The organism is Microbacterium tumbae (assembly GCF_054780175.1).
This window is the reverse complement of record NZ_BAAGWV010000004.1, coordinates 515,026-530,404: the sequence shown is the minus strand read 5'-3', so window position 1 is coordinate 530,404 and position 15,379 is coordinate 515,026. Positions and strand designations below refer to the sequence as shown.

Below are 15,379 nucleotides of genomic sequence, written 5' to 3'. Positions count from 1 at the left end.
GAAGGAAGGTCCGCCTAAGCTGGAACCGTGGCGCGGAGCATCTACATCACCTCGGCCGAGGGGCACACCGGCAAGTCCACCATCGCTCTGGGCGTGCTCGACGCGCTCATGCGCGTGACGCCGCGGGTGGGGGTGTTCCGCCCCATCGCGCGCTCCTCCCAGGAGCGCGACTACGTCCTCGAGCTGCTGCTCGCCCATGACGGCGTGCACCTCGACTACGACGACTGCGTCGGCGTCACCTACGACGACGTCCGAGAGGATCCGGAGAGGGCGCTCTCCACGATCGTCGCCCGTTTCAAGGCCGTCGAGGCGCAATGCGACTCGGTCGTCGTCATCGGCAGCGACTACACCGATGTCGGAAGCCCCGCGGAGCTCGGCTACAACGCGCGGATCGCCGCGAACCTCGGCGCCCCCGTGCTCCTCGTGCTCTCCGGCCGCGACCAGCAGCGCCAGGCGGAGCAGCTCGGGACGACCACGGCCCGCACCGCCGCGGAGGTCGGCCAGGTCGCGGCCCTCGCGTTCGCCGAGCTCGGCGAGGAAAGAGCCGAGCTCTTCGCCGTCATCGTCAACCGCGCAGACCCCGATGCATCGGACGCCGCCGTCGACGCCGTGCACGCGGTCCAGTCCGAGGCCACGCCGGTGTGGGCGATCCCCGAGGACCGCACGCTCGTCGCCCCCAGCATCCGCGGCATCCTCGCGGCCGTCGACGGCCGTCTCGTGAAGGGCGACGACGCGCTGCTCGCACGCGAGGCCCTCAGCGTGGTCGTCGCGGGGATGTCGATGGTGAACGTGCTCCCGCGGCTCACCCCCGACGCCGTGGTCATCATCCCCGCCGACCGCACCGAGGTGCTGCTGGCGACCCTGCTCGCCGACGCCGCCGGCACGTTCCCCTCGATCGCGGGGATCGTGCTGAACGGCCCCTTCCCGCTGCCGGACACCATCGAGCAGCTTCTGGACGGGCTCGCCTCCCGCGTGCCGATCATCGCCACGGATCTCGGCACCTACGAGACCGCCGTCCGCGTCATGGGGGCTCGCGGGCGTCTCTCCGCCGACTCGGGACGCCGCTACGACACCGCGCTCGGGCTGTTCCAGACGAACGTCGACATCTCGGAGCTCACGCGCCTCCTTGGACTTGCGGAGTCCACCGTCGTCACTCCGCTCATGTTCGAGTACGCACTGATCGAGCGCGCCCGCGCCGACCGCAAGCGCATCGTCCTGCCGGAGGGCGGCGACGATCGGATCCTGCGCGCCGCCTCCACGCTGCTCGCGCGCGAGGTCGCGGATCTCACGATCCTCGGAGACGAGGACACGATCCGCGCCCGTGCCACCGAGCTGGGCGTGGACATCGCGGCGGCGGAGATCATCAGTCCCACCGACCCCTCCTACGTCGAGCGGTTCGCGGCCGAGTACGCGCGCCTGCGCGCCCACAAGGGCGTCACCCTCGCGCAGGCGGCGGACACGATCACCGACGTGTCGTACTTCGGGACCATGATGGTGCACCTCGGCCTCGCGGACGGCATGGTCTCGGGGGCCGCGCACACCACGGCGCACACCATCCGGCCGTCCTTCGAGATCATCAAGACCAGGCCGGGGGTCGACGTCGTCTCGAGCGTGTTCCTCATGGCGCTCGCCGACCGCGTGCTCGTCTACGGCGACTGCGCGGTGATCCCCGACCCCACCAGCGTCCAGCTCGCGGACATCGCGATCTCCTCCGCAGGGACCGCACGGCAGTTCGGGATCGACCCGCGCGTCGCGATGCTGTCCTACTCGACGGGGGAGTCGGGCTCCGGCGCCGACGTCGACAAGGTGCGCGAGGCGACCGCGCTCGTGCGCGAGCGCGCGCCCGAGCTGCTCGTGGAGGGGCCGATCCAGTACGACGCCGCCGCGGACGCCGCCGTGGCGAAGGCGAAGCTGCCGGACTCGGCCGTCGCCGGACGGGCGACCGTGTTCGTCTTCCCCGACCTCAACACCGGGAACAACACCTACAAGGCCGTGCAGCGCTCCGCGGGCGCCGTCGCGATCGGGCCTGTGCTGCAGGGGCTCAACAAGCCCATCAACGACCTCAGCCGCGGCGCGCTCGTCGAGGACATCGTCAACACCGTCGCGATCACCGCGATCCAGGCCCAGGGGGAGTCCGCGTGAGCGTCGTGCTGGTCATCAACAGCGGCTCCTCTTCGCTGAAGTACAGCCTCATCGACATGGAGCGCGAGGTCCCGCTCGGCGAAGGCCTCATCGAGCGCATCGGCCAGGACGCCGGCACCGTCAGCCACACGGTGCGGCACATCGCGGACGCGCCGGCCTCGGTCGCGCTGCTCGATCAGACGCACCGGTCAGAGCGCGCCATCGGCGATCACGACGCCGCCGTGGCGGTGATGCTCGAGCAGTTCGCCGCGCACGGCCCGCAGCTGCCGGAGCATCCTCCCGCCGCCGTCGGTCACCGTGTCGTCCACGGCGGGGCGCGGTTCTTCGCCCCCACCGTGATCGACGACCTCGTCGAGATCAACATCGAGGACCTGTCCGCGCTCGCTCCCCTGCACAACCCCGGCGCCGTCTCCGGCATCCGCGCAGGGCGCAGGGCCTTCCCCGATGTGCCGCACGTCGCCGTCTTCGACACCGCGTTCCACCAGACGCTGCCGCCCGCCGCGTACACCTACGCGATCGATCACAAGGTGGCCGAGCGGCATCGCATCCGCCGCTACGGCTTCCACGGCACGAGTCACAAGTTCGTCTCCGAGCAGGCCGCGGCGTTCCTCGGCAGGCCGCTCGACGGGCTGCGGCAGATCGTGTTCCATCTCGGCAACGGCGCCTCGGTCACGGCGATCGACGGCGGCCGGTCGGTCGAGACCTCCATGGGCATGACGCCGCTGGAGGGGCTCGTCATGGGCACCCGCTCGGGCGACATCGACCCGGCGGTGCTGCTGCATCTCGCCCGCCGTGCGGATCTGACCACGAGCGATCTCGACACCCTGCTGAACAAGCAGAGCGGTCTGCTCGGGCTCGCCGGGCGCAGCGACATGCGCGACATCCTGGCCGGGGCGGAGGCGGGGGAGGAGGCCGCGACGCTCGCCTACGAGGTCTACGTCCACCGGCTGCGCGCCTATGCGGGTGCCTACATCGCCCAGTTAGGCGGCGTCGACGTGATCTCCTTCACCGCCGGCGTCGGGGAGAACGCCGCGAAGGTGCGGCAGGACGCGCTCGCGACGCTGGGATTCCTCGGTATCGAGGTCGACAACGAGCGCAACGGGACGCGCACGGCCGGAATCCGGCGGATCTCCACGGATGCCTCGGCGGTGGAGGTCCTCGTGGTCCCGACGAACGAGGAGCTCGAGATCGCGCGGCAGGCCCTCAGCGTCGCCTGAGTCTCGCCCTCGCTCCTCATCTTCACGCGAGACTGCGACACCACGCCGAGACAGCGTCGATACGACGCCTTCTCGGCGTGGTGTCGCAGTCTCGGGGAAGTCACGCGCTCGGCGTAGCATCCGGTGCCTCCGGCGCATTACGCTGACAGTGGCACACAGAGGTGCCGGCCCCGTTCTCCCTTCTCGTCTGGAGGCCCGTGTGTCCGATGCCCTGCCCGATCTCCGCGGGACGTCCGGCGTCCTCTTCGACCTCGACGGCGTGCTGACGCCGACCGCGGAGGTCCACATGCGCGCCTGGAAGGTCGTGTTCGACGACGTCTTCGCGCAGTGGGGGATCACCCCCGCCTACACCGACGACGACTACTTCGCCTACGTCGACGGCAAGAAGCGCTACGACGGCGTGGCGAGCCTGTTGCGCAGCCGCAACGTCGAGATCCCCTGGGGCGCGGTCGACGACGAGCCGGCCGCGGAGACGATCTGCGGCATCGGCAATCGCAAGAACGCGGCGTTCTCGGCATCCCTGCGCCGGGACGGGATCGCCCCCTACCCCGGATCCCTCGCGCTCCTGGAGCAGCTGCGGGTCGCCGGAGTCCGGATGGGCGTCGTCTCGAGCTCCAAGAACGCCGAGGAGGTGCTCGGGTCCGCCGGCATCCGGGACTACTTCGAGATCGTCGTCGACGGCGTCGTCGCCGAGCGCGACCACCTCGCCTCCAAACCCGCCCCCGACATGTTCACGGCCGGAGCCGTCGCCCTCGGCGTCGACGTCGCCACGAGCGCGGCCGTCGAGGATGCGGTGGCGGGAGTCGCCTCCGCATCCGCCGCGGGCTACACGATCGTGATCGGCGTCGACCGCGGCGCCGGCGCCGATGCGCTCACGGAGCAGGGCGCCACCTGTATCGTCGATGACCTCGCCCGACTGCTCCACGAGACCCCGGAGACCCCATGCGACGTACTGAGCGACCAGAGGGAGTCGAAGTGATCGACCACGACCGCTTTCCCGTCGACCCGTGGCGTCTCGTCGAGACGGAATACAGCGAGGACGGAGTCTCCGAGACGCTGTTCGCGATCGGGAACGGCTATCTGGGGCTGAGGGGCAACCACATCGAGGGGCGGGGGGCCCACGAGCACGGCACGTTCCTCAACGGCCTGCACGAGACCTGGCCCATCCGGCACGCGGAGCAGGCCTACGGCTTCGCCGAGGTCGGGCAGACCATCGTCAACGCCCCCGACGCCAAGGTCATGCGCGTCTACGTCGACGACGAGCCGATCTCCTTCGACGAGGCCGATGTGCGCGCGTACACCAGGACCCTCGACATGCGCACCGGCGTGCTCACCCGTGAGCTGGTGTGGGAGACGCCCTCGGGCAAGCGCGTGCGCATGAAGGACGAGCGGCTGGTCAGCTTCGAGGAGCGTCACCTCGCGATCCTGCGGCTTGAGGTCACCGTCGAGAACGCAGACGCCCCCGTGACCATCAGCTGCCAGATCCTGAACCGTCAGGACGGCGGCACGGTCTACACCGGAACGCCGGTCGCCGCGCAGAAGGCCGGGTTCGACCCCCGCAAGGCGGAGAAGATCGCGGAGCGCGTGCTGCAGCCCGCGGAGTTCTGGCAGGACGGGCTGCGCTCGGCGCTGTCGTACCGGGTCACGGAGTCGGGGATGACGGTCGCCGTCGTCGCAGACCACATCATCGACACCGAGAACGAGTACAACGCGCGCCAGCTCATCGAGCCGGACATCGCCAAGAACGTGTTCCGGGTGCAGGCCAAGGCAGGCGTCCCGATCCGGATCACCAAGCTCGTCAGCTATCACACCTCGCGCGGCGTGCCGGCGCGGGAGCTCGTCGATCGCTGCCGCCGCTCCCTCGACCGGGTCGCCGTGGAGGGCGTCGAGACGCAGTTCCGGAATCAGGCCGACTGGCTGGCCGCGTTCTGGGAGCGCAGCGACGTGGTGATCGAGGGGCACGACGACCTGCAGCAGGCCACCCGCTGGTGCCTGTTCCAGCTCGCGCAGGCATCCGCCAGGGCCGACGGCGCCGGCGTCCCGGCCAAGGGCGTGTCGGGCTCGGGGTACAGCGGGCACTACTTCTGGGACACCGAGATCTACGTGCTTCCGTTCCTTACGTACACCTCGCCGCAGTGGGCGCGCAACGCCCTGCGGGCGCGGGTGCTCATGCTGCCGGCGGCGCGGCGGCGCGCCGCACAGCTCAACGAGGCGGGCGCGCTGTTCCCCTGGCGCACGATCAACGGCGAGGAGGCGTCCGCATACTATGCGGCGGGCACCGCGCAGTACCACATCAACGCCGATGTCAGCTTCGCGCTGGGCAAGTACGTCCGGGCGACCGGGGACGTCGAGTTCCTCCACCGGGAGGGCGTGGACATCGCGGTGGAGACCGCCCGCCTGTGGGACACCCTCGGGTTCTGGCGCGGCACGAACGGCGACGCGACCTTCCACATCCACGGCGTCACCGGTCCGGACGAGTACACCACGGTCGTCAACGACAACCTGTTCACGAACGTGATGGCCCGGTACAACCTGCGCTACGCGGCCAGGGTCGTGCGCGAGCTCGCCGAGAGCGATCCGCGCGCCTATGACGCCCTCGTGGCGCGTACAGGGCTCGAGGCCGGCGAGGCGGAGGGATGGGAGCTCGCCGCCTCCGCGATGTTCATCCCGTTCAGCGAGAGCCTCGGCATCCACCCGCAGGACTCGCTGTTCCTGGAGCGAGAGGTCTGGGACCTCGAGAACACGCCGGACGATCAGCGGCCGCTGCTGCTGCACTTCCATCCGCTCGTGATCTACCGCTTCCAGGTGCTCAAGCAGGCGGACGTCGTGCTCGCCCTCTTCCTGCAGGGCAATCACTTCAGCGCCGAGGAGAAGCTCGCCGACTTCCAGTACTACGATCCCCTGACCACCGGCGATTCGACCCTGTCCGCCGTCGTGCAGTCGATCCTCGCCGCGGAGGTCGGCTATCAGGACCTCGCCATGGAGTACTTCCGCCAGTCGCTCTTCGTCGACCTCGGCGACCTGCACCACAACGTCTCGGACGGTGTGCACGTCGCCTCGGCCGGCGGCGTGTGGACGGCGCTCGTCTCGGGCTTCGGCGGCATGCGCGACCACGCGGGCGAGCTGAGCTTCGACCCGCGCCTTCCCTCCGCCTGGCCGAGCCTGTCCTTCCCCTTGCAGTGGCAGGGCACGGCGCTGCAGGTCACCGTCACGGCGGACGAGCTGCGCGCGACCGTGCGGGTGGGCGAGCCCGTCTCCTTCACCGTGCGCGGCGTTGAGTACACGGCCGCCGAAGGGGCGGATGCCGTGGCGCCGCTCGCCGATCAGGGGCCGATCCTCCCCGGGCGCCCGACGCTGCAGAGCTTCGCCCACGCGCGTCGCGACGACGGCACGCTCATGTCGGCGTCCGTCCCGGTCGTGACGAACGCGATCCCGGTGATCTTCCCTCAGCAGGACTGAGTCGACCCGGTCTGTCTCCGGGACGCCGGGACCCGTCCCGTCGCCGGGACCCATCCCGTCGCCGAGGCCCGTCCGGAGCGCGGCCGGGATGCCGGGGCCCGGATCGGGCGGGTCAGGATGCGCGGCGGGCGCGCTGCAGCTCGGGGTCGGGAAGGGGCGCGGCGGCGAGCAGGGTGCGCGTGTACGGATCCTGAGGCCGCTGGAGCACCTGGATCCGCTCGCCGATCTCGGCGATCCGCCCCCGGTGCATGACGGCGACGCGATCGGCGAGCTCGTCGACCACGGCGAGATCGTGGCTCACGAACAGGCAGGCGAAGCGGAACTCCTGCTGGAGCCGGCGGAACAGCTCCAGCACCGTCGCCTGCACCGAGACGTCGAGCGCCGAGGTGGGCTCGTCGGCGATCAGCAGGTCGGGCTGCAGGGCGATGGCCCTCGCGATCGCGACCCGCTGGCGCTGCCCGCCGGACAGCTCGTGCGGATAGCGCTCGGACCACGCCCCCGGCAGCTCGACGGATTCGAGCAGCTCGGTGACGCGGGCGTGCAGAGCCTCCCCGCGCAGCCCCGCGTGCACGGACAGCGGCTCGCCGACCGACTGCGCCACCGTGTATCGCGGGTTCATCGATCCGAGCGGGTTCTGGAAGACGACGCCGACGCGGGCGCGGACCCTGCGCTGCGCCGCATGGGATCCGGAGGCCACGTCGACGCCGTCGATGCGGACCGCTCCGGACGTGATCGGCGCGAGTCCGAGTGCTGCGCGCCCGAGCGTGGACTTGCCCGATCCGGACTCGCCGACGAGGGCGAGCAGCTCGCCGGGCGCGATCCGCAGGGTCACCCCGTCGACGGCGCGCACCCTGCGTCGGCGCGAGGAGTACTCGACGACGAGGTCGTCGACCTCCATCACCGCACCGGGCTGGGCCGACGAGGGGCGCTCCGGAGCGCCGATGCGCGGAACGGCCGACAGCAGCTGCTGCGTGTACGGCGCCTCGGGCGCGGCGAAGAGCCGGTGCACCTCGGCGCTCTCCACCGACCTGCCGTGCCGCATCACGACGACGCGATCGGCGAGGTCGGCGACGACGCCCATATCGTGGGTGATCAGGATGATCGCGGCCGACGTCCGCTCGCGCAGCCGCCGCAGCACGTCGAGGACCTCGGCCTGGACCGTGACGTCCAGGGCCGTGGTCGGCTCGTCGGCGATGAGCAGCTCGGGATCGCAGGCCAAGGCCATCGCGATCATGATGCGCTGGCACTGGCCGCCGGAGAACTGGTGCGGGTAGAACCGCATCCGCGTCTCGGGATCGGGGAGATCCACCATGCGCAGCAGCTCGATCGCGCGCTCCTGACGAGCGGCGCGGTCCAGGTCCGGTCGGTGCCTCGCCAGCACCTCTCGCAGCTGGTAGCCGATCGTGAACACCGGGTCCAGCGCGCCGATGGCGTCCTGGAACACCATGGAGACGCGCTTGCCGCGGAGTTCCGAGAGCGCTGCGCGAGTGAGGCCGAGCAGCTCCGTCCCGCCCAGGCTCGCGCTGCCGGTGATCGTGGCGTTCTCGGGGAGCAGCCCCATGATCGCCATCGAGCTCACCGACTTGCCCGAGCCGGACTCGCCGACGATCGCGAGGATCTCCCCGGGACCCACCTCGTAGCCGAGGTCGGTCACGGCCTCGACGTCCGGCTGCCGCCCGCCGTCGACCTCGAAGCGGACGCTGAGGTCTCGGACGCTCAGGACGGGGGTGTCAGCGGTCATCGGCATCCTCCAGTGCGCGTCTCTCATCCAGGGCCTCCTGCTCGTCGCGGTAGGCCTGCCAGTCGGCCAGCATCTTGGTGTGGTACCCGCTGAGCCAGGTCATGTAGTTCCGGGCGTTGCGGAGGCGTCGCTGCGGGAGTCCTCCCGCGTCGATCTCGTCCATGCCCCGCTCGATCGCGGCCGACAGCATCCGCAGATAGTGCCTCTCGGAGCCGAGGAACCCGCCCCAGACGTCTTCTTCCACGGCGAAGTAGTAGCTGCGGTCGCCGGGGAGGGCGACGCGATGGATGAACCCGACCTCGGTGAGATGCCTGGTCGCCGTGGACACGGCGCCGGCGCTCGCCGTGAGCAGCGCCGCGATCTCGCTGCTGGAGAGCTGCGGGCGGTCGACGATCATCAGCAGCGCGATGATCCGCGCCTCCATCCGGTTGCTCGTCGTGGCCTGCCAGGCCAGGGCGAACTGCTCGACGAAGGCACGCTGCCCCTGGCTCAGTTCCAGTTCGGTCACGTCACGGGCTCCTTGAGGATGCGGGTCATCGACTCCCGGCGGGCCAGGAAGTCGTCGAGCGGCCACTGGGTCATGCCGCCGACGCGTATGGACGAGACCGCGCCATCACCCTTGCGAGTGAACGATACCGGCTCGCCGGAGGCGGCGAAGCTCGGCTGCAGGAAGGTGCGCAGGGTGTCCGCGTCCACGATCTCCAGCTCCTCCATCGTGGCGTAGACGTCGCGGGCGCTGGGGGAGACGAGCATGAGCCTTCCGCCGAGCTCCACGACGTCTGTCAGTCCCCACAGGGAGGCGTAGCGGCCCGTGAAGGAGGACGCCGACGGCCCGTCCGCAGCAGGCTCCCTCTTCTTCGCGCCGGTCAGCGGACGTTCCGTCGCATCGATGACGGCGAAGACCGCCTGGGCGATCTGCTCGGCGATGCCGTCCAGCGAGTTCGTCAGGACGCTGACGACGAGCTTGCCGACCGGATCGATGTACGTGCGCGTGATGTGGCCGGGATAGCCGCCGGAGTGGCCGATGACCGCGCGGTCGCGGATCTTCGACACCTCGATCCCCACCCCGTAGCGTCCGATCTCGGCGCCGTAGCGCGCGACGACGGATGCCGTGCGCTGCATGATCCGCTTGGAGTCCTCGGAGAGCAGCGCGTCGGAGTCGGACCAGTGCGCGGCGCCGTACACGGTGAGGTCCTCCGCGGTGGAGTAGAAGCCGGTCGCCGCGGACATGGCGCGGGTGTCGACGTGCTCGATGACCAGACGCTCGTCCTCGCCGAGCAGGAGCCCGGTGTGGCCGGCCGCGTACTCTGCGGCGCGGGCCGGGTCGTACTCGGCGCCCGTGCGGGCGAGTCCGAGCGGCTCGATGATGTGCGTGCGGCAGTACTCGGCGTAGGTCTGGCCGCTGGCGTTCTCGATCGCCAGTCCCAGCAGCGAATAGCCGACGTTCGAGTACCGGAAGTGCTCGTTGCGCGCCGCGATCGTGCCGTGCGCGAGGATCTCGGCGACGAGGGCGCCCCGATCGGGGAACGGGTACTCGAGCTGCCAGAAGTCCGCCGAGGCGCCGTCGCGCTGGATGCCGGACTGATGCTCCAGCAGCTCGCGGATCGTCGCCGCGCCGATGCCGGTGCCGTCGAGCTCGGGGACGTGCAGGCCGATGGCGTCGTCGAGCCGGATCCGGCTCGCCTCCACGAGCTGCAGGATCGCCGTGCCGGTGAAGGTCTTGGAGTGCGAGGCGATGCGGAACAGGTGGTCGGTGCGCAGCGGCTCCCCGGTGGAGGCATCCGCCGCGCCGACGGCGAACGAGGCGATCAGCCCGTCCTCGGTGCGCACGGCGACCTGCGCGCCGACCGCGCGATAGTGGCGCACCTGCGCCTCCACGAGGGACGGCAGATAGGCGGCGGCGGATGCGAGATCGGTCATGTCGGTTTCCTTCACGGCGAGGGCGGTCAGCGGCTCTTGGGGTCGAGGATGTCGCGGAGGACGTCGCCGAGCGTGATGATGGCGAGCACCGTGACGGTGAGGACGAGGGAGGGGAACAGGAGCATGTGCGGGGCGGTCTGGAAGCGCTCCTGGGCGCTGGCGAGCTGCAGGCCCCAGGAGATCGACGGCGCGCGCAGGCCGAGGCCGAGGAAGGTCAGCGTGGCCTCCGCGACGATGACCGAGCCGACCATGATCGTCGCGATGGCGAGCACCGGACCGATCGCGTTCGGCAGGACGTATCGGCCGAGGATCCGCGGAGTGGACAGGCCCATGGCCCTGGCGGCGTCCACGTAGTCCGCCCCGCGGATGGCGCGCACGGATCCTCGGACCAGCCTGGCCATCGTCGGCCAGGAGAACAGCGCGAGCACGAGGGCGACCGTGAGCACGGTGCGCTCCTGGAGGGTCGTGAGCACGACCACGGCGCCGAGCAGGAACGGGAAGCCGAGGAAGACGTCCGTCAGGCGGGAGATCAGCCGATCCGCCCAGCCACCCCAATACCCGGCGACGACGCCGAGCACGAGCGCGACGACGAGCGAGAGCAGGGTGCACAGCACGCCGACGCTGAGCGATGCGCGGGTGCCGTAGACGACGTTGGCGAGGATGTCGCAGCCCTGCAGATCGGTGCCGAACGGGTGCATCCCGCCCGGCGCCTGCGCGGAGTCCGCGAGCACGCACGCCCTCGGGTCCGAGGTGGGGCTGAGCTGGGCGAAGAGCTGCGGGAAGAGGGCGACGAGCGTCAGGACGGCCAGGACGGCGCTGCACACCCAGAACAGCGCGCGACGCCGGAGCGTCCGCCACACGCCCCGACGGGGCATCCGGCTGAAGTGCGACTCCATGGTCGCGGTGACCTCACTCATGGCGGATCCTCGGGTCGAGCACGGTGTGCAGCAGATCGACGATCAGGTTCGCGACCAGGAAGACCAGGATGAGCGCGACCGAGATGCCGATGATGGTCGGCCCCTCGTGCGCCCTGATCGACTGGAACAGCAGCTGCCCGACGCCGGGGAGGTTGAAGACGCCCTCGATGACGACCGTCCCCCCGAGCAGGTAGCCGAGGTCGATCGCGAGGAACGTGAGGACGGGGAGCGCGGCGTTGCGCATCACGTGCACGCCGATGACGTCGCGCGGACGCATCCCCTTCGCCCAGAGCGTGCGGACGTAGTCGGCGTTCAGCGCGTCGACGACCGACCCGCGCATGAGCCTGGCGACGGATGCCAGGCCGAACACCGCGACGCACAGGGCGGGCAGCAGGAAGGACATCGGCCAGCCGGCCGAGTCGCCCGCCACGGGGAACCAGCCCAGCTGCACGCCGAAGACCAGCTGCGCCGAGACGGCGAGGACGAAGACCGGGATGGAGCTGGCGAGGATCGTGCCGGTGAGGACGAGCTTGTCGTCCCAGCGGCCGTTGCGGACGCCCGCCCACAGGCCGAGCGCGACGCCGACGACGACCTCGATCCCCCAGGCGGTGAGGGCGAGGGTGATCGTCACCGGCCAGCGGTCGGCGAGCTTGCCGGAGACGGCCTGGCCGGAGAAGTTCGTGCCGAGATCGCCTTGGAACAGATTCGCGATGTAGGTGAGGTACTGCTGCCAGAGCGGCTGGTCGAGGTGGTACTCGGCGCGCAGCTGGGCGACGACGGACTCGGGGAGAGGGCGATCGCCGCCCAGGCTCGCGATCGGGTCGCCTGGCAGGGCGAACACCATGGCGTAGATGATGAACGTCACCCCGAAGAAGACGATCGCGAGCTCGCCGAGGCGGCGCAGGACGTACCAGGTCGCCTTCATCCGGCGCGCTCCGCCTCGATCAGCGTCCGCGCCACGGCGAGCGTCGCGCCGAACTGCACGCCGACGAGCGCGGCGATCGGCAGGGCGGAGAGCCCGGCCTGCGCCTCGGACTCGGCGCACCAGCCGGCGAACAGGGCGGACATCTCCTCGTGCGCGCGGCGGGTGCGCGCCGTGGCGATGCCCGCGGTCACCTCGGCGTCCAGCATCCGCAGCGTCATGCCGCCGTAGCGCAGCCGGAAGCAGCGCACGACGTCCGCGTTGCTGAACGCCTCGGCCCTGGTGGCGATGCGCGCCGCGTCCTCGCGGTCGGCTCTGCGGTGCTCGTTCTCGCCGTTGACGCCGAGATAGGGCACGAAGGCCTCGGTCGCGCGCCGGAACGGGGTGTCGAGGGTGAGGTCGGCCGCCGCGAGGATCGTCTGCAGCGCCGCACCCGTCTCGAGGAGGGCGTCGGCCTTGCGATGCAGCACCGCCGCGTACGTCTCGCCGGAGGGGGAGTCGTCGTCGGCGTCGGGGTGGGACCAGTAGGGGAGCTCGGCGACCAGCGAGACCGTGCCGTGCTTCGCCGCGTACGAGGAGGAGGACTCTCCGCTCGTGATGAGCGCGGCGGGGTCGGCGCCGAGCTCGGCGAGGAAGTCGTACTCCTCGCGCATCGAGATCATGCTGTACACCGCCGTGCCGTAGGGGCGCACGGTCGGCGTCTCCGGCTCCCCGGTGTCCAGGGGCAGGCCGAGGGCCGCGGGCACCGCGTGCAGCGCGTCGACGGCTCCCGGGATGTCCCTGTTCAGGTAGAAGTAGACGCCGCCGAGCTCCGCGTTGTGCAGCGAGACCATGAAGTCGGGACGCACGTCGTCGATCACCCGCATGAGCGCCTGCGTCTCGGGCAGCACCCGGTCGAACCAGGCGTCCTTGTAGGCGAAGGGGAACGTCCACTCGACCTGTTCGTCGGGGGAGGGGCGGTAGAAGTGACGCGCGTAGAAGCTGCGATCCGCCGGGGCGGCGTACCACTGCTCGTTCAGCCGGGTGCCGTCCGGATCGATGCAGGGGATGATGTGCCACGTGGCGTCGAAGGAGTCGCGGAGGGCGTCGTCCTCGACGAGGGTCGCCGCGAGGTGCTGAAGCATCCGGAAGCCGATCGGCTCGTTGGGATGGACTCCTGCGAAGAGCAGGTAGGAGAGCCGACCGGAGCCGAGGGAGAACATCGGGATCGGCTCGCCGAGGCGGGAGGTCCCGATGCGCCGGCCGGCGACGAGACGGGGATGCCGCCGGGCGAGCTCCTCGAAGGAGGCCAGGAGGTCGTCGACGCCGGGGAAGTCGGCGATCGGAGGGATCCCCCCGGATCGCTCGAGGATGTCCTCGAGCGATCCGGGGGTGCGGTGCGGCGTCATCACTCGGCCAGCACCGTCATCGAGTAGTTCGGGTTGCCGGCGGCCGAGGTCTCCAGCTCCGCGACGCGGTCGGACGTCACGTAGGCGTAAGACTCGTTGAACAGCGGCGGGACGGGGAACGTCTCGAGGAGGCGCTCCTGGACCGCGGTGTAGGCGGCGGCCACGTCCTCATCGGTCACGGCGGCGTCCGCGGCATCCATGAGGCTCGCGACCTCTGCGTCGTACTCGCCGACGCAGCCCGCGCAGCCGCCGTTCTCGATGAACATGGCGCGCAGGGTGGCCTGCTGGCTCGGGTACAGCGCGCCCCAGCGGGAGAAGTACGGTCCGGGGGTGTCGCCGTTCAGCCTCGTCTCGTAGAACTCGGCCCAGTCGGCGCTCGGCGTCGCGACCGTCTCGATGTCCAGGGCCTGCCGGATCGAGTTCCCGATCGCCGTGTAGAAGTCGTCGAGTCCGACCCCTCCCGGGTAGTAGATCTCGATCGTGCCCTCGAAGCCGCCTGCCTCGTCGAGCAGGGCCTTCGCGGCGTCGGGGTCGTACTCGCAGTACTCGCCGCAGAGGCCGGTCGGGGTACCAGGCTCGATGTCCGGGGTGAAGGCGGTGGCCGGCGCGTAGAGCCCGCCGTAGATGACGTCGTTGATCGTCTCCCGGTCGATGGCCATCGAGATCGCCTGACGGACGCGGATGTCCTGGTACCGCTCGTCGCTCAGCGGGATGCCGAGGTACGAGATGCCCGGAGCCTCGAAGGCGTAGACGTGGTCGTCGCCGAAGTCGTCCGCGGCCTGGGTCATCTTGGAGGCCGGGAGGCTGGCGACGTCCAGGTTGCCGGCCAGGACGTCGTTGTACGCGGTGGCGGTGTCGGCGTACGGCACGAAGGTGATCTGGTCGACGGTCGGCTTCTCGCCCTGGTAGTCCTCGTAGGCGGTGACGACGATCGGCTCGCCCTCCTCGTAGTCCTCCGTGAAGGCGAAGGCGCCGTTGCCGATCGGATGCCTGTTGTAGGCGTCGAAGTCCTCGAGTGCGGACGCGGGCATGGGGTACATCGCGGTCTGGGCCTGGGAGACCTGCATCGGGAACTGGCTGTCGGGCCCGACGAGGGTCACCGTGAAGGTCAGATCGTCCACGACGGCGAGGCCGGACATCTCGGTGGCCGGATCCTCGGCGGTGACGTCGGCGTATCCCTCGATCTTCGCCAGCTGGCCGGAGTTCTCGAAGGCGTTCGGGCCGTAGGCGACGGCGTTCCAGGAGTCCACGTAGTCCTGGGCGGTCACGGGGGTGCCGTCCTGGAAGGTCCATCCGTCGCGGAGCGTGATCGTGTACGTCTGGGAGTCCTCCGTCTCGATCGACTCCGCGGCGATGTAGGAGATCTCGCCCGCGGCGTCGACGAAGGTCAGGGGCGCCCAGACCGCCATGTTGATGTCGTAGGCGACGGTCTGGCGGCCGGGGGTGATCTGCGCGGGATCGGTGACTCCGACGCTGATCGCCGCGATCGCGTCGTCGTCGCCGGACGCGTCGACGTCGCCGCTGCAGGCGGTGAGGGCGAGTGCTGCTGTCGCCACGAGGGCGGGGAGGGCAAGGCGGTGGTGCTTCATGGTGATCCTCCGAGGAGCGGCTGTGCCGCGGTTGCAAGGGGAAATGAAGAAGAACCCGATCGCGGCGCACCATCGTGAGGGATG

Annotated in this window: 11 protein-coding genes; 4 read left to right on the top strand and 7 right to left on the bottom strand. The window is 70.4% G+C overall.

All coding sequences use genetic code 11. The features are described 5' to 3' along the window. Positions 1-27 precede the first annotated feature (27 nt). The 4 genes from pta to ACYVGQ_RS17460 all read left to right on the top strand — a co-directional run bounded on the left by pta (position 28) and on the right by ACYVGQ_RS17460 (position 6,818). Positions 28-2,142, top strand: a complete 2,115-nt coding sequence (pta, locus tag ACYVGQ_RS17475; RefSeq protein ID WP_460785956.1) for a phosphate acetyltransferase — start codon at positions 28-30, stop codon at positions 2,140-2,142. After that, complete coding sequence (locus tag ACYVGQ_RS17470; RefSeq protein ID WP_460785955.1) at positions 2,139-3,359, top strand: acetate/propionate family kinase; 1,221 nt, start codon at positions 2,139-2,141, stop codon at positions 3,357-3,359. Before pta ends, ACYVGQ_RS17470 begins: the two co-directional genes overlap by 4 nt. A gap of 199 nt (positions 3,360-3,558) precedes the next feature. After that, positions 3,559-4,338: an HAD-IA family hydrolase gene (locus ACYVGQ_RS17465; RefSeq protein WP_460785954.1), complete on the top strand. Its 780-nt coding sequence runs from the start codon at positions 3,559-3,561 to the stop codon at positions 4,336-4,338. Next, positions 4,335-6,818 (top strand): glycoside hydrolase family 65 protein, encoded by a 2,484-nt coding sequence (locus tag ACYVGQ_RS17460; RefSeq protein WP_460785953.1) that lies wholly within the window; start codon positions 4,335-4,337, stop codon positions 6,816-6,818. Before ACYVGQ_RS17465 ends, ACYVGQ_RS17460 begins: the two co-directional genes overlap by 4 nt. A gap of 112 nt (positions 6,819-6,930) precedes the next feature. On the opposite strand, the gene ACYVGQ_RS17455 is transcribed toward ACYVGQ_RS17460, so the two are convergent. From ACYVGQ_RS17455 to ACYVGQ_RS17425, 7 genes are read right to left on the bottom strand one after another with little or no spacing between them, the layout of a single operon-like run. Then, positions 6,931-8,559 carry a dipeptide ABC transporter ATP-binding protein gene (locus ACYVGQ_RS17455; protein ID WP_460785952.1) on the bottom strand — a complete coding sequence of 543 codons (1,629 nt, stop codon included), beginning with the start codon at positions 8,557-8,559 and terminating at the stop codon, positions 6,931-6,933. Then, the gene (locus ACYVGQ_RS17450) at positions 8,549-9,067 is read right to left on the bottom strand and encodes a GbsR/MarR family transcriptional regulator (RefSeq protein ID WP_460785951.1); all 519 of its coding nucleotides are present in this window, start codon (positions 9,065-9,067) and stop codon (positions 8,549-8,551) included. The genes ACYVGQ_RS17455 and ACYVGQ_RS17450 overlap by 11 nt, the downstream gene beginning before the upstream one ends. Then, positions 9,064-10,479, bottom strand: coding sequence for a serine hydrolase domain-containing protein (locus tag ACYVGQ_RS17445; RefSeq protein WP_460785950.1), 1,416 nt, complete (start codon positions 10,477-10,479; stop codon positions 9,064-9,066). Before ACYVGQ_RS17445 ends, ACYVGQ_RS17450 begins: the two co-directional genes overlap by 4 nt. Before the next feature lie 26 nt (positions 10,480-10,505). Next, entirely contained in the window at positions 10,506-11,396 is an 891-nt protein-coding gene (locus ACYVGQ_RS17440) for an ABC transporter permease (protein ID WP_460785949.1), read from the bottom strand. Then, on the bottom strand, positions 11,389-12,321 hold the full coding sequence (locus tag ACYVGQ_RS17435; protein WP_460785948.1) for an ABC transporter permease: 933 nt from the start codon (positions 12,319-12,321) through the stop codon (positions 11,389-11,391). The genes ACYVGQ_RS17440 and ACYVGQ_RS17435 overlap by 8 nt, the downstream gene beginning before the upstream one ends. Beyond that, positions 12,318-13,706 (bottom strand): M14 family zinc carboxypeptidase, encoded by a 1,389-nt coding sequence (locus ACYVGQ_RS17430; RefSeq protein WP_460785947.1) that lies wholly within the window; start codon positions 13,704-13,706, stop codon positions 12,318-12,320. Before ACYVGQ_RS17430 ends, ACYVGQ_RS17435 begins: the two co-directional genes overlap by 4 nt. After that, positions 13,706-15,295, bottom strand: coding sequence for a peptide ABC transporter substrate-binding protein (locus ACYVGQ_RS17425; protein ID WP_460785946.1), 1,590 nt, complete (start codon positions 15,293-15,295; stop codon positions 13,706-13,708). The genes ACYVGQ_RS17430 and ACYVGQ_RS17425 overlap by 1 nt, the downstream gene beginning before the upstream one ends. Between the last annotated feature and the right edge of the window lie 84 nt (positions 15,296-15,379).